Origin of the sequence: Nostoc sp. JL34 (assembly GCF_017114945.1) — a bacterium.
Lineage (GTDB): Bacteria > Cyanobacteriota > Cyanobacteriia > Cyanobacteriales > Nostocaceae > Nostoc.
Map to the genome: position 1 here is coordinate 1 of NZ_JABXKQ010000044.1, position 25921 is coordinate 25921.

At 43.1% G+C, this 25921-nt stretch carries 20 protein-coding genes and 3 pseudogenes; 16 read left to right on the plus strand and 7 right to left on the minus strand.

Annotated features, from left to right (window positions below; translation table 11 throughout):
* Positions 1-361 precede the first annotated feature (361 nt).
* The 3 genes from mutT to nblB all read left to right on the plus strand — a co-directional run bounded on the left by mutT (position 362) and on the right by nblB (position 2148).
* Positions 362-778, plus strand: a complete 417-nt coding sequence (gene mutT, locus HWQ44_RS08195; protein ID WP_292717344.1) for an 8-oxo-dGTP diphosphatase MutT — start codon at positions 362-364, stop codon at positions 776-778.
* A gap of 134 nt (positions 779-912) precedes the next feature.
* Positions 913-1377 (plus strand): CBS domain-containing protein, encoded by a 465-nt coding sequence (locus HWQ44_RS08200; RefSeq protein WP_292717347.1) that lies wholly within the window; start codon positions 913-915, stop codon positions 1375-1377.
* A 105-nt stretch (positions 1378-1482) separates the two neighbouring features.
* The gene (gene nblB, locus HWQ44_RS08205; RefSeq protein WP_292717349.1) at positions 1483-2148 is read left to right on the plus strand and encodes a phycobilisome degradation protein NblB; all 666 of its coding nucleotides are present in this window, start codon (positions 1483-1485) and stop codon (positions 2146-2148) included.
* Positions 2149-2426: 278 nt separating this feature from the next.
* Here the strand turns inward: nblB and HWQ44_RS08210 are convergent, their stop codons facing one another.
* Positions 2427-3173, minus strand: a complete 747-nt coding sequence (locus tag HWQ44_RS08210) for a PEP-CTERM sorting domain-containing protein (protein WP_292717351.1) — start codon at positions 3171-3173, stop codon at positions 2427-2429.
* A gap of 669 nt (positions 3174-3842) precedes the next feature.
* Positions 3843-4361, minus strand: a complete 519-nt coding sequence (locus tag HWQ44_RS08215) for a DUF456 domain-containing protein (protein ID WP_292717354.1) — start codon at positions 4359-4361, stop codon at positions 3843-3845.
* 155 nt (positions 4362-4516) lie between these two features.
* Between HWQ44_RS08215 and HWQ44_RS08220 the strand changes: the two genes are divergently transcribed.
* The gene (locus HWQ44_RS08220) at positions 4517-5431 is read left to right on the plus strand and encodes a M48 family metallopeptidase (RefSeq protein ID WP_292717357.1); all 915 of its coding nucleotides are present in this window, start codon (positions 4517-4519) and stop codon (positions 5429-5431) included.
* 107 nt (positions 5432-5538) lie between these two features.
* On the opposite strand, the gene HWQ44_RS08225 is transcribed toward HWQ44_RS08220, so the two are convergent.
* Both HWQ44_RS08225 and rpaB read right to left on the minus strand, forming a co-directional pair.
* Positions 5539-6201, minus strand: coding sequence for a cofactor assembly of complex C subunit B (locus tag HWQ44_RS08225; RefSeq protein WP_292717359.1), 663 nt, complete (start codon positions 6199-6201; stop codon positions 5539-5541).
* Between the two features lie 95 nt (positions 6202-6296).
* Positions 6297-7025 carry a response regulator transcription factor RpaB gene (gene rpaB / locus HWQ44_RS08230; RefSeq protein ID WP_292717362.1) on the minus strand — a complete coding sequence of 243 codons (729 nt, stop codon included), beginning with the start codon at positions 7023-7025 and terminating at the stop codon, positions 6297-6299.
* A gap of 171 nt (positions 7026-7196) precedes the next feature.
* On the opposite strand from rpaB, the gene radA reads away from it, so the two are divergent.
* The 3 genes and pseudogenes from radA to HWQ44_RS08245 all read left to right on the plus strand — a co-directional run.
* Positions 7197-8723: a DNA repair protein RadA gene (gene radA, locus HWQ44_RS08235; protein ID WP_292717364.1), complete on the plus strand. Its 1527-nt coding sequence runs from the start codon at positions 7197-7199 to the stop codon at positions 8721-8723.
* Positions 8724-8839: 116 nt separating this feature from the next.
* Positions 8840-9568, plus strand: a complete 729-nt coding sequence (locus HWQ44_RS08240) for a Uma2 family endonuclease (protein WP_292717367.1) — start codon at positions 8840-8842, stop codon at positions 9566-9568.
* 266 nt (positions 9569-9834) lie between these two features.
* Positions 9835-10368 (plus strand): annotated as a pseudogene (locus HWQ44_RS08245) (serine/threonine-protein kinase); the annotation flags it as partial.
* 11 nt (positions 10369-10379) lie between these two features.
* Here the strand turns inward: HWQ44_RS08245 and HWQ44_RS08250 are convergent.
* Positions 10380-10625 (minus strand): annotated as a pseudogene (locus HWQ44_RS08250) (hypothetical protein); the annotation flags it as partial.
* Here HWQ44_RS08250 and HWQ44_RS08255 point away from each other — a divergent pair.
* A pseudogene (locus HWQ44_RS08255) lies at positions 10620-10916 on the plus strand (Uma2 family endonuclease); the annotation flags it as partial. The pseudogenes HWQ44_RS08250 and HWQ44_RS08255 overlap by 6 nt on opposite strands.
* Positions 10917-11498: 582 nt before the next feature.
* A complete protein-coding gene (locus HWQ44_RS08260) occupies positions 11499-12752 on the plus strand; it encodes a serine/threonine-protein kinase (RefSeq protein ID WP_292717370.1) in 1254 nt (417 codons plus the stop codon).
* 47 nt (positions 12753-12799) lie between these two features.
* On the opposite strand, the gene HWQ44_RS08265 is transcribed toward HWQ44_RS08260, so the two are convergent.
* Positions 12800-13708: a DUF3365 domain-containing protein gene (locus HWQ44_RS08265; protein WP_292717373.1), complete on the minus strand. Its 909-nt coding sequence runs from the start codon at positions 13706-13708 to the stop codon at positions 12800-12802.
* Between the two features lie 293 nt (positions 13709-14001).
* Between HWQ44_RS08265 and HWQ44_RS08270 the strand changes: the two genes are divergently transcribed.
* Complete coding sequence (locus HWQ44_RS08270; protein WP_292717375.1) at positions 14002-15897, plus strand: serine/threonine-protein kinase; 1896 nt, start codon at positions 14002-14004, stop codon at positions 15895-15897.
* A gap of 186 nt (positions 15898-16083) precedes the next feature.
* A complete protein-coding gene (locus tag HWQ44_RS08275; RefSeq protein ID WP_292717378.1) occupies positions 16084-16977 on the plus strand; it encodes a hypothetical protein in 894 nt (297 codons plus the stop codon).
* Positions 16978-17008: 31 nt separating this feature from the next.
* Here HWQ44_RS08275 and HWQ44_RS08280 read toward each other — a convergent pair whose 3' ends face one another.
* Positions 17009-17698, minus strand: a complete 690-nt coding sequence (locus HWQ44_RS08280) for a peptidoglycan-binding protein (protein WP_292717381.1) — start codon at positions 17696-17698, stop codon at positions 17009-17011.
* 362 nt (positions 17699-18060) lie between these two features.
* Here HWQ44_RS08280 and HWQ44_RS08285 point away from each other — a divergent pair, with 362 nt between their 5' ends.
* The 5 genes from HWQ44_RS08285 to infB all read left to right on the plus strand — a co-directional run bounded on the left by HWQ44_RS08285 (position 18061) and on the right by infB (position 25849).
* Entirely contained in the window at positions 18061-19509 is a 1449-nt protein-coding gene (locus HWQ44_RS08285; protein WP_292717383.1) for a hypothetical protein, read from the plus strand.
* A gap of 329 nt (positions 19510-19838) precedes the next feature.
* Positions 19839-20300, plus strand: a complete 462-nt coding sequence (gene rimP, locus HWQ44_RS08290) for a ribosome maturation factor RimP (RefSeq protein ID WP_292717386.1) — start codon at positions 19839-19841, stop codon at positions 20298-20300.
* A gap of 203 nt (positions 20301-20503) precedes the next feature.
* Positions 20504-21790, plus strand: coding sequence for a transcription termination factor NusA (gene nusA, locus HWQ44_RS08295; protein ID WP_292717389.1), 1287 nt, complete (start codon positions 20504-20506; stop codon positions 21788-21790).
* Positions 21791-21938: 148 nt separating this feature from the next.
* Positions 21939-22208 (plus strand): YlxR family protein, encoded by a 270-nt coding sequence (locus HWQ44_RS08300; RefSeq protein WP_292717392.1) that lies wholly within the window; start codon positions 21939-21941, stop codon positions 22206-22208.
* A gap of 479 nt (positions 22209-22687) precedes the next feature.
* On the plus strand, positions 22688-25849 hold the full coding sequence (gene infB, locus HWQ44_RS08305; protein ID WP_292717394.1) for a translation initiation factor IF-2: 3162 nt from the start codon (positions 22688-22690) through the stop codon (positions 25847-25849).
* Positions 25850-25921: the final 72 nt, after the last annotated feature.

The following is a 25921-nucleotide window of genomic DNA, read 5'->3' on the forward strand; positions in this document are numbered from 1 at the left end:
ATAGTACAAAAATACTATATAGAGCGATCGCACTGTGCCAGTTGCGTAAGTCCTGATAGTGACGAATTAAGGTCGAAATTTAAACGCAGATGCGCTTCCCCTTCCTTCTGGCTAGAAGCGCAAAGTAACACGGAGTTTTTGGTTGCGGTTGTCTGTGAACTTCTATAATTTGGTGATTAGTTCAATTTAGAGGCGTATTTCTAAAATGATCAATACACATTTGTGGATAAACTAACAGCGGTAGATAACCTTGGCAATAAATCTCAACTCGGCAGAGTTACAACTAATCTGCCGAGTTTTGTTATTAGTCAAGAGTCAAAATTCAGGAATTCTTCCCCTACTCCCCACTCCCTATTCAACTATGAGTGAAACCAGTTCTTTCCCACCCCATAAAATCATTGGTGTTGCAGTAATTTGGAATGACCAAAAGCAAATTTTAATTGATCGCCGTCGGAAAGAAGGAGCAATGGGTGGTTTGTGGGAATTTCCTGGTGGTAAAATAGAGCCTGGTGAAACTATCCAAGAATGTATTCAACGAGAAATTTCTGAAGAACTGGGAATAGTAATTGAAGTGGGAGAGCATCTGATTACTATTGACCACAGTTATATAAACTTGCGCGTTACCCTGACAGTACATCACTGCCGCCATCTTACAGGCGTCCCCCAACCTTTAGAATCCGATGAAATTCGCTGGGTAAGTTTGGCAGAACTGGAGCAGTTTACTTTTCCTAAAGCAAATACTCAAATTATTGCTGCATTAAAAGGGACTAGGGACTAGGGACTAGGGACTAGGGAAGGAACAAAGAGAATAACCAATACCAATCCCGTAACAATCTATTAATTGCATCAGGTTAAGTCCCGCAATTTTCTACAATAGGCGCAGGGACTTTGATTTAAGGTGTCAGCAAATAAATGCCTAAAACCGTTGCCGATGTGATGAGCCGCGATCCTATTGTTGTCCGGGAGGAAACTCCATTGAAGGAAGCTATCCAAATTCTCGCAGAACGCCACATCAGCGGACTACCTGTTGTGGATGATCTCGGTAAATTGGTGGGCATTATCTCGGAAACCGATTTGATGTGGCAAGAAACTGGTGTTACTCCACCTGCGTACATTATGTTTCTTGATAGCGTTATCTATTTAAAAAATCCTGCTACTTATGATCGTGATTTGCATAAAGCTCTAGGGCAAACCGTTGGGGAGGTGATGAGTAAAAACCCGATCGCTATTTCCCCTGATAAAACTTTAAGAGAAGCAGCTACAATCATGCACGATCGCAGCGTTCATCGCTTACCAGTACTTGACAGCACGGGTCAAGTAATTGGTATCCTCACTCGTGGTGATATTATTCGGGCAATGGCAGCTAGTCAAGATTAGTCAAAAATAGAGATGCGATTAATCGTGTCTGTACAAAAGTCAAAAGTAGAGACGCGATTAATCGCGTCTGTCTTTTTTATACATTTGAAAATAAAGGATAACTAAATGAGTATTACTCCGGAGTCTGTTAAGCAATTGCTCAGTTCTGAGGATTTAGGCGATCGCTTACGTGCAGTAAATCAAATCCGCCAACTGGAACCTGCAATCGGCTTTGAATTAATTCAAAGCGCTATTGGCGATCGCAATTCCCGTGTCCGTTACTCAGCGGTGAGTCAAATGGATACACTGGGGACGCAGGATTTACAGTTATCCTTGGATATTTTGCGCGATCGCTTACTTAATGACTCCGAAGTAGATGTACAAGCAGCAGCAGCAGACTGTTTGGGCGCTCTGAAGTTACGTGAAGCTTTTGAAGATTTGCAGCAGCTTTATCATACAACTGGTGAATGGCTCATACAATTCAGTATTATTGCTACATTAGGAGAGTTAGGCGATCCACGAGCCTTTGAACTACTTAAAGAGGCACTCTCATCAGAAAATGAATTAGTCCAAACTGCTGCTATTAGTTCTTTGGGTGACTTGGGAGATGTACAAGCAGTTCCCCTGTTGGCTCCCTATGCTACCAACCCAGATTGGCAAATTCGTTACAGACTTGTACAAGCCTTGGCTCGTTTGGGTAATCCAGAAGCCAAATCTATATTAGAAACTCTGGCTAATGATGAAGTAGATGCGATCGCAAACGAAGCGAAACAATCTTTGCAGTCAGTTTAAGTCTATCTAATACCATTTTGAATTTTAGATTTGGGATTGTGAATGCAACTGCATCTTATAAAGAAAGAGTTACTGGTAATTGCTTTTAGCGCTCCATCTATCGCAATCATTGTTCAAATTGGTATAAGGTTAAGAAAATTCACCTTTAATATAGATTTGTTTGACAGGAGAAAAAAAATCGACCTGGTTGGTAAAATTTTGCATTCCAGCCAGATCGAATAGATAAATTAGAGTTACTTTTAGCAACTAAAAGTAACTTTTTTATATTTAGAATAGGTCTATTGAGCAGCACTTTTACGGCGGCGAGACATCACCATTACCGCACTTACTGCACCCAAGCCTAGTAATGCAGCTGGTTCAGGAACAGAAGTGGTGAAGGTAGAACCAGAAAAAGTCAAATTATTCAATGAGCCATTAGCAGTATTGAGAATTGAATTTGCCTGAGCAACAGTAGTATTATTTCTTTGGAAAGATAAGCTTCCGGCTCCATTAGTTATCTCCCCAGTAGCGCTGGTAAAGTAACCGAATAGATCAACAGCTATAGTAATGTTTGCACCAGTCTGGGTTATTTGATAACCAGAAGATGTCAAAGTAAAGATATTACTGCCATCGGCTAGAGAAGCTGTACTTTCCCCAGGTAAAATAGTACCAGGAATTGTAAGATTACCAAGGTCTAGAAATGGATTTTGCACAGTATCGCTTGCAAACGAGATGATATCACGGATACTGGCTGAATTGAAACCTAAGAAGCTTCCTGTCTGAGCGGCAACACCAACGGGGGTACTCTTTACTCCATTGGAATCTGCAATAATGCTATCTGGAGTAAACGTTAGTGAATCTTTTTTCAATGTTACTAAGCTGTAGGCAAATGGATTCACAGTTACACCACCGTTAAAGCTGAATTCACCTGTGAGTGCAGCAGCTTGAGCAGATCCAGCAGAGGTAAACAACCCAGCAGCAGCTAAGGGAAGTGCAGTGGTGGCAGCCAGGGTAGCGTTTAACAATTTAGATTTTAAACCAATCATGATCATTTAAGAGTCCTAATAATAATCTTGAACAGAGAATGTGATTGCGTTACTACTACTATCAGTAATTTATTTAAAATACTGTCAGTGAAAGCGACACTTGCGTGACGTATTTCTTATTTCCATAAAATCACATAGATCCGAGGTATGCAAGATTTACTTAGTGGTCTTCATTACATCTTCAATCAATGAGTAGTCTTCATAAAATTTTAATTTTTTGTATAGCTTGTCTTCGTATATTTGTCATTTAATCGGGGTGAAATTGTAGGCAATGGCTTTGAATTTAATCTGTTTAACTTCCGTACACTGAACACAATTAGTATTTTTTCTTCTTGCAGATTACTCAACCATTTTTTATATAAATAGAGTAAGCAATATATCTATATACAATCCTTAGATATTTAGAAAACTTTTTGAAGGTGTCACTGTACCCTTTAGCCAGACTACAAGGGAGATGAGGAATGCTTATTCAAGAAGTATTGAAACAAAGGAAATTTATCCAAAACGTAATACACTAAGTAGCGGTTCCTCCTGTCCATAGATGAAATGGGAGAAACCGCTGTCTTGCTGTCAGGTGGAAAATTTTTGTCAACTAATTGAATGTCTGTAATAAATAGCCTGACTGCTAGTTATTACCGCTGTTTTCAAATGTGTCAGAGCATTGAAATGCTAAGAGCCAAATACCTGTGGCCAAGTTGTCACAACAAAAACTACAACCGCTGCGATCGCTAATAACCCTTGAATCAAATTTCCAATCAAAGATCCGACTACAATTCCTATCCCTGCTTTAACCGCCAACCCAAATTCACGTCGGTAAAGGTACTCACCAATAATTGCTCCCAAAAGCGGCCCTAGTAAAATTCCTAACAATGGGCCTCCAAAAGGTAACGTTGGCAATAATCCGAAAAATCCCACCACCAAGCCGACAATTGCGCCAATTTGCCCCCACTTGCTAGCTCCAGCTTGTCTTGCTCCCACATAGCTAGCTAAAAAATCCACTCCGACACTGAGCAGTAAAACTATAATTGTCACAATTAGTGGAATTTTGATAGCTGCAAAGGAACTACTAACGATTCCCCAGACAATAATTGCAATTAAAATTAAGCTGCTACCAGGAATAGCTGGAACTACAGCACCAATAATACCCACAACCATTACAGCAACTAATAGCCAATAAATAATTTGCATAGATCAATTGTAAATTTCCAAATTTCCCAGTAGGGGCACACATCTGTGCGCCTCTACTGTATATTCTATCTGGGCAAGATAGCGACAAATGCCTAGTACACTGTGGTGCAAGTTTGCCTAATGCTTCTAAACTGCTATTTAAAAGCTCAAAACTAATGACGAGAAAACTATTAACTGGACTAAGTTCTCAAGCCTACGAACACCCCTTTGATCGCAAAGCCTTGGCTTCTTTGCAAAATATGCCCGGTGTCTCGCTGCTACTCAAAAAAATTAACGAGTACGGCATCGATCGCTTACTCAGATTGCAAAGCCTTGGTAGTGAAATCAGAATTTCACCCCGTAATTTTCCCCAATTACATCAAGCATTTGTAGAAACTTGCCAAATTCTTGATGTTGCTCCACTTCCTGAATTATATCTATTTCGAGGCACAGGTAACATTCAAACCTACATTGTTGGCGTGGAAAAACCCCTTGTTGGGATCAATTTAGATGCAATGGAGTGGCTTGATGCAGATGAGTTGCTTTACATTTTCGGACACGAAGTCGCTCGCATCAAGAGTCAGCACATGGTTTATCACCAAATGGCAATTGTTATGCCAACCTTGAAAAATTTGTTGAGCAGTACAACGCTGGGAGTCGGTGGATTGGTAGCTGGTGGAATGGAACTAGGTTTGTATAATTGGCGGATGATGGCTAGGTTCACTGCCGATCGGGCTGCAATGCTTGCTTGCCAGGATATTGAGGTAGCAACCACTACACTGATGAAGCTCGCAGGTTTACCAGATGAGTACTTGACTACTGCTGTAATTGAAGATTTCCTCGTCCAAGCCCGTGAGTTTGCATCCAATAACTTTGACAGTGTGGATAAAGTCACTAAAATATTAAGCTATACAGAATCCGGGCTTTCTTGGGTAGTTATGCGGGCTGGAGAGTTATTGAAATGGGTTGATTCAGGAGAATATGATAATTTAATTCAACAGACAAATTTAAAGACATCGGAAGAACCAGAAGAAAAAGAAGGAAAGACACCGGAAGAAAAAGAAGGGTGGAATTTTTTGACTTCTTGGTGAGTTAATAATTCGTAATTCGTAATTAAGTTATAGATACGAGCAAGTCAATTTGACGTAGTAATTACAAATTACGAGTTATTCTCACAGATGACAAACCTAAATTTAGGTTAAGTCGCTTGGTTGGATAAATTTGAGCGAAGAGTAACGGCTAATTTATCAGCAATTCCTGCAATCCAGTTTTCATCTTGTTTGGTATAACTGCGAGGAGCATTTGCTGCCAAAATTAGCGCCCCTTGGTTGCCAATCGGTTGACAAATTACACCTTGAGTATTTTCTGGTAAATAATCAAATTCAACTCTACCTGGATATATTTTTAGAGCAACTAGATAAATCGGTTTTTGTTTTTCGAGTACCTGTTTTAAGATTACTCCTGGTACAACTTCAGATTTAGTACCCAGAATACCGCGACGCAACAAAACTTTACCTTGATAAAAAACCACCAGCGATCGCGTTACTGTATTAGTCAACAATAAATGAGATGCCCAGGCTAGCTCTGTTTTCACGGCTTCGGGTAAATCAGCTGCAAGTACAAAACCTTCTTCTCCAATTAGTTCTACAATATCAGGCGATCGCGGCTGAACTTGCTGCCAAATTAAACCCGTCAAAATTAACACCGCACTCAAAATCACGCCCACCACATCACCACGCGATTGAGACTGGGTTAATTCCGGTGTTAATAAACGGTTAATCAGCAAAAGCACAGCGCCTAGCCCACCCACGACAATGGGTAGACGCCGCAAAACTCGATTAGGATCATCAGGTTTAGTCATTAGTTAGTTATTGGGCATTGGGCATTGGGAATTGGGCATTAGACAATAATTAATAGTTCTTCTCCCCCTGTCCCTTGCCCCCCTGCCTCATCTCCTCACTCTTCCCCTGGTTCAATAATCCGCTGAAAAAGATAACCAGTACCCCGCGCTGTGAGAATCAATTCTGGGTTGCTAGGATCATCTTCTAACTTTGCCCGCAAACGTGATATATGCACATCTACTACGCGGGTATCTACATGACGTTCTGGTGTATAACCCCAAACTTCCTGCAAAATTTCCGAACGAGAAAAAGCTTCTCCAGAACGACTGACTAACAACTCTAACAAGCTGAACTCCATACCAGTCAATCGAATTCGCTCATCGCCTTTGTAGACTTGTCGCTTATTCGTATCGATTTTTATATTAGCGACATGGATCACCCCAGAACTAGGAATGCCAGAAGCACTGGTTTTGTCTACCCGCCGCAGCACCGAGCGAATCCGGGCTTCTAGCTCCTTGGGGGAAAATGGTTTAACTACATAGTCATCAGCACCCAATTCTAACCCAGTGATGCGATCGGCTACATCACCCAAGGCTGTTAGCATAATAATGGGGACATCTGATTCTTTTCGTAATTCTTGACATACACCATAGCCGTCTAGCTTTGGCATCATTACATCTAAAACTACCAGGTCAGGCTCAGTTTTGCGAAAAGTTTCCAAAGCTTCTTCCCCGTCGCCAGCCGTCACTACATCGTAGCCAATCATGGAAAGGCGCGTTTCCAAAATCCGGCGAATGCTGGCTTCGTCGTCTACCACCAAGATTTTTTCTTTATGGCTTTCCAAAGTTTCTCAACGCTCCTTGACTAAAAATTTACATGATTAATTTTTAATACCATAATATTAAGATATCATTCCATCAATTGATTTGGAAAAAGCTCTAAATACTACTATTATTGGTTTTTAGTTTTTTTCAAGAATTAAGTAAATATTAAGATTATTTAATAAGATTTAAGAATGGCAAAGCCAAAAACCTTTTTCACTTGTAATGAATGTGGAGCAGAATCGCCCCAGTGGTTTGGTAAGTGTCCAGCTTGCGGCACTTACAACTCTCTAGAAGAACAAATTTCGATTCAATCCTCAGTAGATGTACCCAGTCGGGGGGGAGTGAGCAGTTGGCAATCAACTCAAGGCAATGGCAAATCTCACGCTAAACCAGCTAAAGCGCGAGCCTCTTTAACATTTGACCAAATTACTGATCGCCAAATTGCCCGCTGGGAGTCTGGTTATGGAGAATTAGATCGGGTACTTGGAGGTGGGGTTGTCCCTGGCTCTATGGTGCTGATTGGTGGCGATCCGGGTATTGGTAAATCAACTTTATTACTGCAAGTATCTAATCAATTAGCACAGAAATATCGCATCCTTTACGTAACTGGTGAAGAATCAGGACAGCAGGTAAAATTACGAGCTTCACGCTTGGGAGTATCAAAACCCCTAAGTGTGGTGAATGAGGAGAATGTTAAGGTAGTAGTAGATCCTACACTTCCCATAGACCCTGACAGTATAGGTGCAGATTTATATGTACTGCCAGAAACAGATTTAGAAGAAATTTTACGGGAAATAGACTCTCTCAAACCAAACGTGGCGGTGATTGATAGTATCCAAACGGTGTTTTTTCCGGCGCTGACTTCTGCGCCAGGTTCAGTAGCTCAGGTACGGGAATGTACCGCAGCACTGATGAAGGTGGCGAAGCACGAAGATGTCACCATGCTGATTGTGGGACACGTTACCAAAGAAGGAGCGATCGCGGGGCCAAAAGTTTTAGAACATTTAGTTGATACAGTGTTGTATTTTGAAGGCGATCGCTTTGCCTCCCATCGGTTATTACGCACAGTCAAAAACCGCTTTGGTGCAACTCATGAAATCGGCATCTTTGAAATGGTAGCGGAGGGATTAAGGGAAGTTTCCAACCCTTCAGAGCTATTTTTAGGCAACCGTGACGATCCAGCGCCAGGTACGGCAATTGTGGTTGCTTGCGAAGGTACTCGCCCGATAGTTGTGGAATTGCAAGCTTTGGTGAGTCCCACCAGCTACCCTTCTCCTCGGCGGGCTGGAACTGGCGTAGACTACAACCGCCTAGTGCAAATTCTCGCCGTCTTAGAAAAACGAGTGGGAATTCCCATGTCAAAGTTAGATTCCTACGTTGCTTCTGCGGGTGGGTTGAATGTGGAAGAACCAGCAGTAGATTTAGGAATTGCGATCGCAATTGTAGCTAGTTTCCGCGATCGCATCGTCGATCCCGGTACAGTATTAATTGGTGAAGTTGGGTTAGGTGGACAAGTGCGATCGGTTTCTCAAATGGAACTGCGGTTAAAAGAAGCAGCTAAGTTGGGATTTAAAAGAGCGATCGTGCCCAAAGGGACAAAATTTCCCGACTTGAATATTGAGATATTACCAGTATCTAAAGTCATAGATGCGATTATCGCCGCCATCCCGCATCAGGAATTGACAGCAGACGATTTAGAACCTGATGAAGATGAGTAATTACTGGGAACTAGAAAATTGTTCCAAAATTTGGGAAGGGTCAAAGTAAATTCCATAATTTTTACAAGTGAAAATCCAGTAACCAATCCCTTTTACGCACCAAAGGAAAACCCATCATGACAGCCCTCACCCAAGACTACCAAATCACTTGGGAAAAACTACCCGATGATTACAAACTCCCAGACGATCCAGTGGATAACATCAATCAACCAGCATTAGCTGCTGCACTCACGGAAAGCCTACAATTAGCTGGAAAAATTTCAGCTAACGCTCTGACAACAACTAATTACGGCATTTGTGCTACTCTAAACAACAAAATGGTCATTAAAGCTCCTGATTGGGCTTTCATTGCCAAAATTAATGTTAGTAGAGAAGAAGTAATACGCAGTTACACACCTCAATTACAAGGTGACATTCCCGTAATTGTGATGGAATTTATTTCGGATACACAGGAAACAGAATATTCTATCAAAGCGACATATCCCCCAGGAAAATGGTTTTTCTACGAGCACATCTTAAAAGTACCAAACTACATTATTTTTGAGCCAGACAGCGGCAGTTTTGAGATGTATCGCTTACAAAACACAGAACAGTATATTTTGCAAGAGCCTGATGAAAATCAACTCTACTGGATAGCAGAAATGAATCTTTACCTTGGGGTGTGGCAAGGTACTCGTGAAAATCGCACAGGAAAGTGGTTACGCTGGTGGGATGAACAAGGAAACGTTTTGCCTTGGGGTTCCGAGTTAGCCCAACAGGAACGCCAACGCGCCGAACAGGAACGCCAACGCGCTGAACGACTAGCAGCACAATTGCGGGCGGCGGGCATTGAGCCAGAAGTCTGATGAAATGTTTTAGGAAAAATTGAAAGCTACTGATCCCCGGCTTGTTTGACAAGTCGGGGATCTTATTTCTCACAAATCATTAAGTAAAGCTGAATACCAGTTGTTAGACAAGATGAGGGTTTAACAACTGCGATCGCCATAGGTTGATTACGATTGAATATACTGCTATTGTCGGCTGCATCAAAATTGCCTTAAATATCCTTTGCCAAAAACTGAGATTTATGGTTTGCAAAAATAAAATATCAGTAAAACTACGGTTTTGACCAATGGCGTGGAATCCAGGGCAGGAGTTATTTGGCGATCGCTACATTATCGAGAGAAAATTAGGCGAAGGTGGAGTTGGGATTACCTATCTTGCAAAAAATCGACGCGGAGAATTGCGAGTTATCAAAACCCTCAGAGAACAAATCCTGAATCATCCTGACTGAATACCACATCAAAATAAATTACGGCATGACTTTCGAGATGAAGCTTTGCGACTGGCTTTGTGTCGCCATCCTCATATTGTGCAGATAGAAAATGTCTTTGATGAAGATAATTTGCCATGTATGGCGATGGAGTATATCGAAGGCGAAGATTTGGGGAAGCGAATCACCAACAAAGGGGCGTTACCGGAAGGGGAAGTACTGCAATATATTAGGAAAATTGGCGAAGCTTTGATATTGGTTCATGAGAAAGGCTTGCTGCATCGGGATTTGAAGCCGAGTAATATTATGATGCGTGCGGGTAAACCAGAAGCCGTGCTAATTGACTTTGGTCTTGCGAGACAATTTATTTCAGGTGCAGCTTTACAGCATACAGAGAGTGTTACTCACCGGGCAAATCTGCGTCCTAAATCATCAACCATTGAATCTAAACCAGAGCCTTTACCACTGACTTTCGCATAGTTATATATCATCAAACCCGCCGCATAAGCTTCGCTACCAACAGTCACAGATGTATCATCCACCAGTTCTTGCGATTGCGTCAACGACAGCAAAATGAGATACAGGGCTTCAAATAATTCGATATCTTGGCGCATTTCATTCAAGTCAAAAGAACGAGGTAAGAAGTCAGGGGTCACTATGAACCGATGAATTTGACTGAAGGGCGCTTACTAATGTTAGAGATAGATCTAAGTTTAGGCTTATGGCAAGGTTCATTTCGAGATATTGAAAGGTTGTGGTTAAGGTGGTTCACTTTGGCGGGAGAATTAATTCCTGCACCCACAGAGGAAGCTGCTGCTGCAACTGAACGAGCTATCGTTGCAGAACTAGAAGCTGCTCAAGCCAAACGAAAAGTAGAACAATTAGCAGAACGTTTGCGTCAGTTAGGCGTGAATCCTGATGAACTAAATGAATTATTGTAGCTTCAGGAGTCTTTTTTGATACGCAGCATTATTTTCTGCTTTTGAGGAATCACCTGTACTGAAAACTTTGATAGTCGATGTCGAAGTCGCTATCTCATAATGATATAGGTTCTCAGAAAGATTAATTTTTGAGAGCGATCGCATATTCAGCACTTGAAATACATATAATATTTTCTTCAGGAAGTCTATAGCAACCTCAGTTTTTCAGAAAAACTATGATGTCACGTTATATCCTTACTGTTCCTAAACTCAGGTCAATTGGGTTACTAGGCGTAAGATAAAGTTCAGCAGCAAATCCCAAAGGCGATGCCCTGAACATTCGCAGATATTACCGCAGACACTGGTTATGTTGCGGCTGCTAAAATACCTAAGTATAAGTAGTATGATTAAACGACTCAGGTAAAAGTTGTCTCTTTGGTCACACAAGACCATCAAAAGATTGTAGAAAAGTGTATTTCCTTGTCTCGATAGTGGTGCTAACCTCAATTTTAAGGATGTTATCAGCCTTTATCTGCTAGAGTTTCTGACTTTCAGCAAACTAGATAATTTATCAATAATAAAATCGCTAGGAGTGCGATGATGATGTCACAGTCCCCTATGACAAGGCCAGAAATAGCTGCTGGAACTCTAATCGATAACCGCTATATTATCCAAAAACTTCTAGGACAGGGAGGATTGGGACGAACTTACTTGGCCTTTGACACTCGTCGGTTTGATGAACCTTGTGTTCTCAAAGAATTTGCACCCATTAGTACAGGGGAGAGTGGACTAGAACAATATCGCAACTTATTTAAAAGAGAGGCAAAAATTCTTCATCAATTGCAACATCCTCAAATTCCCAAGTTTTTGGCTTGCTTTGAAGGAGATGGTCGGTTATTTCTAGTACAAGAGTATGTTGACGGTAAAACATATTCTAGACTCCTGGGAGAACTTCAACGTCAAGGAAGAAATTTCTCTGAAGACGAAGTTATACAGTGGCTAAAGAATCTGCTACCTGTTTTGGAATATGTCCACCAGCACAACATTATCCATCGAGACATTTCTCCTGACAATATCATGTTACCCGATGGCAAAAATTTGCCAGTGCTGATTGATTTCGGTGTCGGTAAGCAAATTGCTGACATGAACGAAGGGAGAAGTTCTAACCACCAAGTGACTTTTGTCGGCAAAATGTCTCTCGTAGGCAAAGTGGGATATGCTCCCCGCGAACAAATTAGCTTGGGTTTATGTTCTCCCTCTAGTGACCTTTATGCTTTGGGTGTAACAGCTATTGTACTACTCACAGGTAGAGATCCATCTTTACTAATGGATCAGTACTCACTTGAATGGAACTGGCGTTATTATACCTATGTAACTGATAGGTTTGCTCAAGTACTTGATTGCATGTTGGCAGATAGACCTAACAAACGATACCAAACAGCCAGGGAAGTTATCACAGATTTACAGCGGCTTGAAGAACCAGAAGTGGCAATTTCTCCTGCAATCATGCTTGATGATTTGCCTGCGACGGTATTTAATCCTGAATTTCAAGCTATGTCGGCAATATCGCAGTCATACAACCAAGCTGGAGAAACAATTTTTAGTTCACTTAGTTCACCTGCTAGTCCCCAAACTGAGCGAATTGAACAACAGCAACCACCTTCTCTCCAACCAGCATTTATCAAAAGTTGTCAGCAAGGATTAGCCTACCACATCGGCCCAATGGCAAATCTGATCATAGAAGAAATACTAGATCAAAATCCATATATTTCACCTGACCAATTTGTTGAACTCATAGCTAGGGAAATTCCTAACTTTCAAGCAGCTTTGGAATTCAAAAAAAGCTTATTTTCATAGAGATTTAAACACCACGAATTTAGAGATAATATTTAATTTTGCATTGTTTACTCCCCTGTACCTCCCTGAGTCCGTTTGATTCTTTTCATTGCCATTTCTAAACTTAATTGCATCCGTTTAAAGGCTTTAGCTAAATTACCAATTTCATCATTAGACATCTGCTCAAACTCAACATCCATATGTCCGGTACTAACTTCTTCAGCTATGCGAGTCATGCGTTTGAGAGGCATAACAACTTGTCTATTCAAGAACAAGTTCACTAATAGGATAGTCACTATAAATATAGCTGATACAATCAGGATAATTAGTAAGGAAGACTGATTGGCTTTGCTAATGACATTATTTGCAGGTACTGATACAATCTGAGCGCCGACAATTTCATTAAGCTTCCACCCAAATCCATTAGCTGTACCATAAAGAGTAATCATACTTTGAGGTGCAACTTCTGGTATACTATGACACTTCAGACAGCTTCCTTCAGAAACTGCTAAGGGACGAGCAATATAAAAGATATCCCCACCAGGAATTGAGCGAAATCCACTGACTTCTTTAAGGTCTGATTTATTTCTGAACCTTTCTACAATTTCCGTCTCAAAACCGTCAGCCTTATCCCGAAGATTTGTGGGATTGAGAGTTGCTTCTTTATAAAAGAAATCACGGTAGTCTGTTGTCTTCCGTAAAATCTCAAATACCTCTCGTGCTGAATATCCAGGCACAGTTTGCGGCAAAAATTCAGTAGCCAATTTATCAACTAGCTCTGGATTCACTTGAGTACTGGTGTATTTACGAACAGAACTCATGGTTTGGATGAGCATGAGACCAGTTGAGCTAATATCTTGTTTAGCATTTTCCCTGAGTAGAGAAGAGAGAGCAAATCCACTCAAGCTCAGACCGAATGTCAGAATCACCAGTAGCAGAATTGTAAACTTTTGTTTCAGATTTAGATTCTTTAGCATAATTTTAGATTACCTACAAGTCAAATTATTATGAACAAATATGACGAAAGTCACCGTTTACTCTAGCATGAGTAATCAACTTTCATATTTTGGTGTAAAGGCATAGTTTAGCTAAAAGTATTAGGCTATATCCAACTTTATACTATTAGTAATATTGAGGTTAATGAAAATGTTCTCTAAGTAACTAAGTTCCAAAAATGTACAACAGCAATTCAAACGGAATTCCCAAAAATTCGTGTTGGCTGTTCTGATACCGTGCCAAAATCAATACCAGCAATTGTCAAATATTACTAATGGTGTGGAATGCAGGAAAGTCTTTATTCGGGGGACGCTACATTATCGAAAGCCAACTAGGTGAAGGTGGAATTGGCATTACTTATCTTGCCAGAAATCAACGAAATCAACAGCGAGTGATTAAAACCCTCAAAGAAGAAATCCTGAATCACCCCGCCTGGATACTCCACCGAAACAAGTTACGGCAAGACTTCCGTGATGAAGCCGTTCGGCTGGCTGTGTGTCACCATCCTCATATAGTACAGATAGAAACCATCTTTGATGAGGGAAATTTTCCCTGCATGGTAATGGAGTACATCGAAGGTGAAGACTTAGGACAGCGCTTGAGGCGCATAGGAGTGCTGTCAGAACCAGAAGCGCTGCTGTACATCAGGCAAATTGGCGACGCTTTGACCGTAATCCATTCTAAAGGATTGCTGCATCGGGATCTCAAGCCACGCAACATCATGATCCGCATTGATAAATCAGAAGCAGTGCTGATAGACTTTGGCATCGCTAGAGAATTTATTCCTAATATGATTCAAAGGCATACTGTGTATCGCACTCCTGGTTTTGCCCCACCTGAGCAGTATGAATCAGAAGCGCCACGAGGAGAATACATTGACATCTATGCCTTAGCCGCTACTTTGTATAATTTGCTTACCGCAGTTGTCCCAACAAGTGCAGATGATAGACGTCACAATATTAATTTAGAACCACCACAATATTTTAATCCCAACATCAGCAACAGAGTAAATCAGGCTATTATGTGCGGTATGGATTTGGAGTCAACCTATCGTCCTCAGTCTGTGCAGGAGTGGTTGGATTTATTGGGGACTGATACTGGAGAAAATGTAGTAAAAACATCATCTACATTAGTGGTAATGCCTAAACTGAAACTAGCTCCACTTGTTGTATTAGATCAGCAGAACTGGCAATGCGTACAGACCCTCAAAGGTCATTCTAGTATGGTTCATGCGATCGCTATTAGCCCAGACGGGCAATTTATTGCTAGTGGCAGTAATGACAAGACTATCAAACTTTGGCAAGTGGGTACTGGCAAGCTAGTACGTCAACTAGGTCGTTGGTCTTCTAGTCATTCCAGTATGATTGATTCTGTCGCCTTTAGCCCAATCTCTTCAAACCTTTCTTCTCAAGGGGATTCCGGTAAATCTGCGGGAGTTGCAGACCTGAATCGGGGAATCTTAGCTAGCGGTAGTTGGGATAACACAATCAAATTGTGGGATGTCAACACAGGCAAAGAAATTCGTACTCTTACGGGTCATGCCAATTGGGTGAATTCCGTTGCCTTTAGTCCAGATGGCAAGTTTCTAGCTAGTGGCAGTGCTGACTGCACAATCAAACTGTGGCAGGTACACACTGGCATTGAAATCCAAACTCTCACTGGTCATTCCGACTCAGTTTCGTCAGTCGCCTACTCTCCGAGAACGCCTGCAACCACTAGTCAGGATAGACAACTGGTGGCTAGTGGCAGTAATGATTACACTATCAAACTGTGGCAAGTATACACAGGTAGAAACGTTTGCACATTATTAGGCCATTCCTTCTTCGTCAACTGTATCGCCTTCAGTAAGGATGGGGAAATTATTGCCAGTGGCAGTGGTGACAATACGATTAAACTGTGGCATGTAAATACAGGCAGAGAAATTCGTACTCTCATTGGTCATTCTGATTCAGTTTGGTCAGTCGCCTTTAGCCAAGATGGGCAATTTCTCGCTAGTGGCAGTTGGGACAACACTATCAAATTGTGGCACGTACACAGTGGCAGAGAAATTAGCATACTGACAGGGCATTCTAGCTATGTTAGATGCGTCGCTTTCAGTCCCGATGGCCAAACCCTAGTTAGCGGTGGTGATGACGACACGATCAAGATTTGGCGACGAGGTGGTAAATAATTCGTAATGACGCTCCTGCGGATGCTCGAGTCCTCGCTACCGCTAACGTAATTCGTAATTTTGAATTGACATCTCTCTGTGCTGAGTGTGGTTAGTGACTTTTAAACCTACAGATAAAACTGCGATCGCCCCAAATTTGTGACAATAATGACGGCAACCGTAATTTTTGAACAGTAAATTATTATTATGAGCTTTGGTGTTGGTGATTTATTCTGGATTTTCCTGCTTTTGACTTCTTTGCAACCCCTTTGGCAAAAACGTCAAATAGAATATCGGCGCTTGCGTACTTTAGAAGAATTCCAGAAGGAACGCAAAAGTCGGGTGATTTTGCTAATTCACCGCCAAGAGTCCCTTAGCTTCCTGGGAATTCCCATATCTCGCTACATTACTATCGAAGACTCAGAACAAATATTGCGAGCAATTCGCCTCACACCCCCAGATGTGCCCATTGACTTAATTTTGCACACTCCTGGTGGTTTGGTTTTGGCTACAGAACAAATCGCCAGAGCATTAATTCGCCACCAAGCAAAAGTCACAGTCTTTGTACCTCACTACGCCATGAGTGGCGGTACTATGCTTGCCCTCGCCTCTGATGAAATTATTATGGATGCTAACGCTGTCTTAGGGCCAGTTGATCCCCAACTGGGTAATTACCCCGCAGCTAGCATCCTGAAAGTAGTTGAAGATAAACCCATCAGTGAGATTGATGACCAAACTCTAATTATGGCTGATCTTTCACGCAAAGCAATTCAGCAGGTACAGCGGTTTGTACGAACTCTGCTTAAAGACAGTATACCTAAACAAAAAGTTCTGCCAGAAAATATTGAATCGATTATTGAAGCCTTGACAACTGGGCGCGTCACCCACGACTATCCCATCACTATTGAAGAAGCAACAGAAATGGGGCTGCCCGTAACTGTCGGACTGCCCCATTCTATTTATGATCTCATGGATCTGTACCCACAGCCACAAGGAGGACGACCCAGCGTGCAGTACATTCCTATGCCTTACAATGACCGCCGTCCAATTCTACCTACACCCAAAGGCAGACCCTTAGAAGAACCAAATCAGATGACTTGAGGGGCTTTGGGATAGGAGCTTTTTGTGGCGACTAGGGTGTAGCCGTTGGTGTAGCTGTTGGTGTTGCCGTTGGTGTAGCTGTTGGTGTAGCTGTTGGTGTTGCCGTTGGTGTAGCTGTTGGTGTTGCCGTTGGTGTAGCTGTTGGTGTTGCCGTCGGTTTAGCCGTCGGTTTAGCCGTCGGTTTAGCCGTCGGTTTAGCGGTTGGTGTCGCCGTTGGTGTCGCTGTTGGTTTAGCCGTTGGCTGACTGAAGAGTGTCTTTGCTTCTTCATTCAGCTTTTGGCGGAGTGCTAAATTAGCAATTCCAGTTTCTTGCAACTGATATTTCTTCTGATACTCCTTCACTACTGCTTCCGTGCGGGAACCATAAAAATGATCGCGCGGGAGAGGAGGATTTGGCTTCACCACTGCATTCAAATTTTTTTGCAGAATTTGAACGATATTAGCAGCAAAATCTTGGGTTTTTGGCCCTGCTATCCCATCAACTGGTTTTAGCTTATAACCTGTCTGAAATTCACGAATTGCCTTTTTAGTTTCCTCATCCGTCAAAGCACCATTTGTTACCTTGACGTTATAGCCTAACCCGTGCAACACAGCACGGAATTGCTCGGGCGTATAGCTACGTTGACGAGCTGCGAAACCAGTGTCTGCAATTACCAAACTAGCAGTTACTAGGCAAGTAACAGCAAAGGTTGCGCTTGATTTTCCAAACCCACACCACATACTTAAAACTCCTTTGGATTAAATCAGCAGGATTATAAACATTAACAGCTGCATTTTAAGTTTGTTTAATAACTTTTTTCGCGATTTTTGAATAATTTTTGATTTATTTTTGTCAAATTTAGCCATGTCTACAAAAACTAATTTGTGTCATCCACCAAAAGAAGTATCTTGTTTTAGCAGAGATACAGCGGTTATCATTTGAATTGAATACACCCTTAGAAGAGTAGATCCCAGTAGGGGCGCACATATGTGCGCCCCTACTGGGATCTAGTCAACTGCAATTGCTTGGAAATAGCCGAAAATTAATAAATGAAAGAGCTTATGTTTAAAATATCCAAAATATGTATAATACATAACAAAAAATGAAAAATATAAAATCTTCTAAGCAGGGGAATGTTTGGTTTGAAAGATTTATGGCAATTGCTGCTACCGTAAATTTAGGTTTAGTTGTGTTTGATTTGAGTTACGTACCTTGGCGAGATTTTTACTTGCGAAAACTTCCCCAAATTATTGAGATTTATGACCCAATAAAAGGTATTGAACCTCATAGAGACACAAAAAGTTATCTAGAAACAGTAGACGCATTAGAAGAACAAGTCAGCCAAACAGGTTTAGAGTCGCCTCAGGTAAAGAGCAGGCTAATACAAATAAGTCGTCTTAGCAGCGACATGATTGACAGCAACCCGTTTGCAGGAGTGAACAAGAGTGGGACTCTGGAAAAAATCAAAAAGCGGATGCGCGATCACCTCGGTAACGAATCTGCAAAACAGTCCTTTGCCACTTTTTGGAGTCAGCCATACCTATCACAAAATGGCTGGGTTAAAGAAATTAATTTTTTTAACCAGAACATTCGCCCTTTGATTGCCTCTAACTACTACCGCCAAATCGGTGAAAATGGCGAATTTGTTGATAATTTCTGGATTATTGACTTACCCTTTATGATTTTATTTGGCGTAGAATTGCTGGGGCGCACCTTCTTTCTCAGACGCCAACATCCTGGTTTTAGCTGGTTGGAAGCACTCTTGTGGCGTTGGTACGATTTATTTTTACTACTGCCATTTTGGCGGGGGTTGCGAATCATACCTGTATTAATTCGCCTCGATCAAGCGCGGTTATTGAATTTGAATCCAGTGCGAAAGCAAATTAATCAAGGGATTGTCGCCAATTTTGCCGAAGAACTGACAGAAATTGTAGTGGTGAGGGTGATTAATCAGGTTCAGGGTTCAATTCAGCGGGGTGAGTTAACGAGCTGGCTTTCGCAAAAGGAAAATTTACGTCCCTACATAGATATTAATAATGTGAATGAAGTGGAAGCGATCGCAGGTCTTTTGGTAAAAACGATTGTCTACCGAGTGCTACCCGATATCCAACCTGCGATCGTTGCCATTCTGCGCCACAACATCGAAACCGTCCTGCATCAAGTCCCCGTCTACCGCAGCCTCCAGAACCTCCCTGGCGTAGGACAAGCTCAAACCCAGTTAAGCGAACAACTAGCGACCCAAATCACAACTAATCTTTACAAAACTTTAGTTAGTGCTGTTGAAGATCCTGTTGGCGCAAAACTCACCAGTCAACTATTAGAAAGCTTCAGCGAAGCCTTGGGATCTGAAATCAAGGAAAAACACGTACTTTCAGAAATTCAGAGTTTACTTTTTGACTTCTTGGAGGAAATCAAACTCAACTACGTCCAGCGTTTGTCCCAAGAAGACATAGACCAAATTATCGAGCAAACCAGGCAGCTACGCACACAAATATCAGTTCCAGCAGTAGTTGATAAAGGCACTACTCTGCCAAAAATACGGGAAGGGTAGAGAGATTGAGGATTGGGGAACTAAGTACAATTAATTCGTAGCTAATTTTCTGTGTACCTCTGCGCTCCTACCTTGTGAGAAGGCGAAGCGCCTATGCGTTTAAATTTTAACCCTCAATTCCTATGATTTTACGCAAAACTCTACTAAGGAGTAGGAACTCAATTATCCCCAGTCCCCAATCCCCAACCCCCAATCCCTCTACCCGACTATCCAATAAATGCGCTAAACTCGAATTAGGCGAATCATTATTGGTTCGTCACAAGACTTCTTGGAAGATATACCTATCGCAGGAAGTGGGTCGAAGCCCACTTTTTTTATTGAATTCTCTCATGGCTCATCCTTTAGTTCCACAAATTATTGATTTGGCGACACCAGTGGCAGAAGAACTGGGATTAGAAGTGGTTGGCGTGGTTTTTCATACTAACCAAAGTCCACCAGTGTTGCGGGTAGACATTCGCAATCCTCAACAAGACACCGGGTTGAACGATTGTGAGAGGATGAGCCGTGCTTTAGAAGCCTCCTTAGATGCTGCGGAAATCGTTCCAGATGCCTATGTCTTGGAAGTGTCTAGTCCTGGTATTTCGCGGCAACTGGTAACAGACAGGGAGTTTATTTCCTTTAAAGGATTTCCTGTCATGATCTCCACAACGCCCCCCTACGACGGACAACAAGAGTGGAATGGCCAGTTGATTCGCCGGGATGAGACAGCACTTTACTTAAACCAAAAAGGTCGTGTAGTCGAAATTCCCCGCTCCCTAATTACTAAGGTGCAGCTAGACGAGCGCCGATAAACAAAGGGCTAGGGCTTAGGACTTAGAGACTAGAGCACCTTAGCTCAAGGCTAGAGATTAGGAACTAAGGGCTAAAGGTTAGAGGCTAGGGGCTAGAGGTTAGAGATTAGTGTAAAACTTATTCTCTAATCCCTGGCTCTAATGCGTAGTTTTGAGTCCCCAGTCCCCAGTCCCCAGTCCCTAATTTTTAAAGGAGATTGCTTATGTCAATGGTTACTTTACCTGGATTAAAAGAATTAATTGAAAGTATAAGTCGCGATCGCAATTTACCCAGACTTGCAGTTCAATCAGCTATTAGAGAAGCTCTACTCAAAGGCTACGAACGTTATCGTCGCGCCCAAAATCTAGAGCGTAAACAGTTTGACGAAGATTATTTTGAGAATTTTGAAGTAGAACTCGATATTGAAGGAGAAGGATTTCGCGTTCTTTCCACCAAGACCATTGTCGAAGAAGTCAATAACACAGATCACCAAATTTCCCTAGAAGAAGTTCAACAAGTAGCTCCTGAAGCACAGTTAGGCGACTCAGTGGTACTGGATGTTACCCCCGACCAAGGAGAATTTGGTCGGATGGCGGCGATGCAAACTAAGCAGGTATTGGCGCAAAAATTACGCGATCAACAGCGCCAGATGGTGCAAGAAGAGTTCCAAGATTTAGAAGGAACTGTTCTCCAAGCAAGAGTCCTACGGTTTGAACGGCAATCAGTAGTTTTGGCAGTCACCAGTAATTTTGGTCAGCCAGAAGTAGAAGCCGAATTACCGAAGCGGGAACAGCTACCCAATGATAATTATCGGGCAAATGCTACCTTCAAGGTATATCTGAAAAAAGTCTCCCAAGGTCAACAACGAGGGCCACAATTGCTTGTATCTCGGGCTGATGCTGGTTTGGTCGTTTATCTTTTCGCCAACGAAGTCCCAGAAATCGAAGATGAAGTGGTACGGATTGTTGCCGTGGCTAGGGAGGCAAACCCCCCCTCCCGTTATGTCGGCCCCCGGACTAAAATAGCTGTAGATACTCTCGATCGCGATGTAGACCCAGTAGGCGCTTGTATTGGAGCCAGGGGATCGCGAATTCAAGTGGTAGTCAATGAATTACGCGGTGAAAAAATAGATGTAATTCGCTGGTCGCCAGACCCAGCAACATACATTGCTAATGCCTTAAGTCCAGCACGGGTAGATGAAGTCCGCCTAATGGACCCAGAATCGCGGCAAACTCACGTACTCGTGGCTGAAGATCAATTGAGTTTGGCCATAGGCAAAGAAGGACAAAACGTCCGTTTAGCAGCCCGCCTGACTGGTTGGAAAATAGACATCAAAGACAAAGCTAAGTATGACTATGCAGGAGAAGATGCCAAATTTGCAGCCGTTAGAACAAAATATCAATCAGAGGAATCAGAGGAAGACGATCTTGAATATGAGGAAGAATTCGAGGATGAAAATCAGGACGAATTAGAAGAGGAGGATAATTTTGACAATAACGATGACGAATAATTGATTAATTTTGTAAAGTTTTGATACTGTTGATTTTAGTCTTAGTCTCAAGGATTATTTTCTCAAAAGCTACTTGGTATAAGTAAAAAATAGTAATAATAAACTTCTTTTTACTTCCATTATCCTGGACTGAGATCGCAGAAAACCGATGAAACCAAATTATCGGCGCTGTATTAGTTGCCGTAAAGTAGGCTCAAAAGATGAGTTTTGGCGGATTGTCCGCGTCTTTCCATCGGGAAAGGTACAATTAGATCAGGGCATGGGGCGTTCTGCCTATATTTGTCCACAAACGAGTTGCCTACAAGCAGCTCAAAAAAAAAATCGACTAGGGCGATCGCTACATGCATCAGTGCCAGAAACACTGTACCAAAGCTTGTCGCAACGTCTAACCCCCAGTAATACCCAAAACCAAATTTAGTTGGAACTACTTTGTGACGTAATCACCAGAGGAATTGTGTTGAAAGCCGAAGTCGCGCTTTCATCACAGCCTCTGTTGATCGTTAAGGTTAGTGCCAAAATAGTAAATGGGTGTAAAAGGCATTCGGCTCTCCAATAACGAGGGGCGAGGCAACATTCCCAGAACAAGATGTAATCTATTGTGTTGTGGAAGACTCAGAATCAACAAAACAAGAAACTACAAAATGGCAACCTGGTAGCGCTCAGGCGCAGTTCGGCGTCAAGGGTTCCTATAAAAATCTTTTATTTAAGAAATTTTTATGGGTATCCTTCAACCATCATTCCTGGTGGGGATGCCATTATTAAACCGAAACATCTCTCTTTCCTGATTGGAGGCACCGGCAAAAACTGAACGGCAACCTAAAAACAGTAATCCAAGGATGGAGATGTCGCAAACCAGGCAACCATCCGCTAAAACTGTAAATTAAAGGGGAAGAGTGGATGAACAACGGCAAAGTTAGAATCTATGAATTATCAAAGGAATTGAATTTGGATAACAAAGAGCTATTAGCAATTTGCGAGCAGCTCAGCATCTCGGTCAAAAGCCATAGCAGCACGATTTCAGAATCCGAGGCAGAAAACATCCGGGCGGCAGCAGAAAAGCTAGCAACTACGAATGTGTCAGCCAAAAAGGAACTAGGTACAACCAGCCATAAGCCAAATTCACCACCCAACGGCAGACCTGCGCGACCTGCTGCACCCCACAAACAGCAAATTTTGGAAATACGCAAACCCAAAATATTGAGAAATACTACCTCCAACGCCCCAGAGGCGTCACTTGCTAACAATACCCAAGCTGCCTTGTCTGAAGCTAATCCTCCCTCTCCTCCACGGCCTTTCGCTACACCAGTCTCACCCATGAAGCCGACGGTACCAACTCGACCTGTACCCCGGACTCAATCTGAGACTCAAGAGCAACCTCCAATCACAGACTTGGAACAAACGCCTAATCCAAATCAGGCACCGGAAAAAATAGCATCCCAAAAACCGGAAAAAATAGTTCCACCCAGACCGAAATCGGAAAAACCGATCAAACCACAACTAGTTGCTCCTCCAGCCAGACCGGCGGCGGAAGAAGCCGAGGTTGTAGATGAGCCGGTATCTCAGGCAGATAAACCGATCCTCAAACGCGACCAACGACTACGACCCGTTGAAGGCGATCGCGAGCAAATTAAGCCAAGAGTCGCTAAACTGCCAACAGACCAGTCCCCAGTCGGTGCGCCACAAAGGACAAGTCGTCCCACCCCTGCACCCAGTAGACCAGAGCCGAGGGGCAATAGACCATCTGCACCATCACAACTGGGAGAGGGGCAACGACCCAGACCAGCACGCCCAGGTGAATCTGTAGCAGCCGCAATGCCGATCGCTACTCCACCCAGACAGATGTCAGGAATAGCGGGCAAATCTCAAGGATTGGGTGATGAACCAGTCACACCTGATCTCCTCGACTTGAAACGCCCAAGTCCCCCTCGCCCAACCAAAGGCGGCAAAAAGTGGGTAGAAGAGGAAATAATTGACGAAGTTAAAGAGAAGGCAAAAGCTGGCGTCAAAGGCAAACGGATCAAGCCCATCCTTGATGATGAGTTTGAAGAAGATTTGCTCGATGATGACGATATCGACTCACCAGCCACAGTCCAAGTCAGCCTTTCTATCGCTCGTCCTCCCAAACCGAAAGCGACTCGACCTGTACAGATGCCAGGTGCAACCCTTGCTAGCGCCCCAACTGCAAGAGCCAGAAAGTCTGGTTCCAGGTCTGGTTCCAAATCTGGTTCTGGGCGCGATCATCACCAAAACCGTCGCCAAGAAGCCGAGACAAAGCGCGATCGCCCCGAAAAAGTGACGATCACAGGGCCGTTGACTGTGCAAGAACTGTCTGACGTTTTAGCCGTTCCCGATACAGAGATTGTCAAAATCCTGTTCCTGAAAGGTATGGCGGTGAGTATCACTCAAAATCTAGATATTCCCACAATTACCCTGGTAGGAAAAGAACTAGAAATAGAAGTCGAAACCGCCGAGCGAGAAGCAGAAGCTCGGAAAATTACGGAAATGGTTGGTGCAGAAGACCTAGAATATCTCCACCGCCGTCCGCCAGTCGTGACAATTATGGGTCACGTAGACCACGGTAAAACAACCCTGCTCGACTCAATCCGCAAAACCAAAGTGGCTGCTGGCGAAGCTGGCGGTATCACTCAACACATCGGTGCATACCATGTGGATGTGGAACATGAGGGCAAACCACAGCAGATAGTCTTCCTGGATACTCCTGGTCACGAAGCCTTTACAGCTATGCGGGCCCGAGGAGCGCGGGTAACAGACATTGCCGTGTTGGTAGTGGCTGCTGATGATGGCGTCCGTCCCCAAACCATTGAAGCCATTAGTCACGCCCAAGCTGCGGGAGTGCCAATTGTTGTTGCCATCAACAAAATTGACAAAGAAGGGGCACAGCCAGAACGGGTTAAACAAGAACTGACCCAGTATGGGCTAACAGCAGAAGACTGGGGCGGTGAGACAATCATGGTTCCTGTGAGCGCCATTAGAGGTGAAAATCTGGATACGCTCTTAGAGATGATTCTCTTAGTAGCAGAGGTTGGAGAACTATCTGCTAACCCAGATCGTGCTGCCAAAGGAACTGTAATTGAAGCACATCTGGATAAAGCCAAGGGAGCAGTTGCTACCCTGCTAATTCAGAATGGCACTCTGCATGTGGGAGATATCTTAGTAGCTGGTTCGGCTTTCGGTAAAGTCCGGGCGATGGTGGATGACAGAAGCAAGAGAGTAGACATTGCTTCTCCTTCCTTTGCTGTCGAGGTACTAGGTTTAAGTGATGTGCCAGCAGCAGGCGACGAGTTCGAGGTCTTCCAGAACGAAAAAGAAGCCAGAGCACTCGCTAGCGATCGCGCGGACAGACAACGCCTCTCCCGCCTGTTACAAGGACGTGTTACCCTCACAACCCTGTCGGCTCAAGCACAAGAAGGCGAGTTGAAAGAACTCAACTTGATCTTGAAAGGAGACGTACAAGGTTCGGTGGAAGCCATTGTGGGAGCGCTCAAGCAAATCCCGCAAAACGAAGTCCAAATTCGGATGCTGTTGGCTACGGCTGGGGAAATCACTGAGACAGATATCGATTTAGCCGCTGCCAGTAATGCTGTAATTATCGGCTTTAACACCACCTTTGCCAGTGGCGCTAGACAAGCCGCCGATGAAGCAGGTGTCGATGTCCGGGAATATAACGTCATCTACAAACTCCTAGAAGATATCCAAGATGCCTTGGAAGGTCTTTTGGAACCAGAGTTGGTGGAAGAACCCTTGGGTCAAACCGAAGTCCGGGCCGTCTTCCCAGTCGGTCGTGGTGCGGTTGCGGGTTGCTACGTTCAATCTGGCAAACTAGTTCGCAACTGTAAAGTCAGGGTGCGACGCGGCGGTAAGGTGATCTTTGAAGGCGTCCTTGACTCCTTAAAACGGATGAAAGAAGATGCTCGTGAGGTCAACGCCGGTTATGAATGCGGTGTCGGCATGGATAAATTCAATGATTGGGTTGAAGGTGACATCATCGAATCCTATCAGATGGTTACAAAACGCCGCACTCTCACCTTAACGAGATAGTGTTGAGGGTAAAATGGTTAGAAGTTAGGAGTAATAAATTAGGAGTTAGGAGTTAAAGGCTGCTAATTCTTA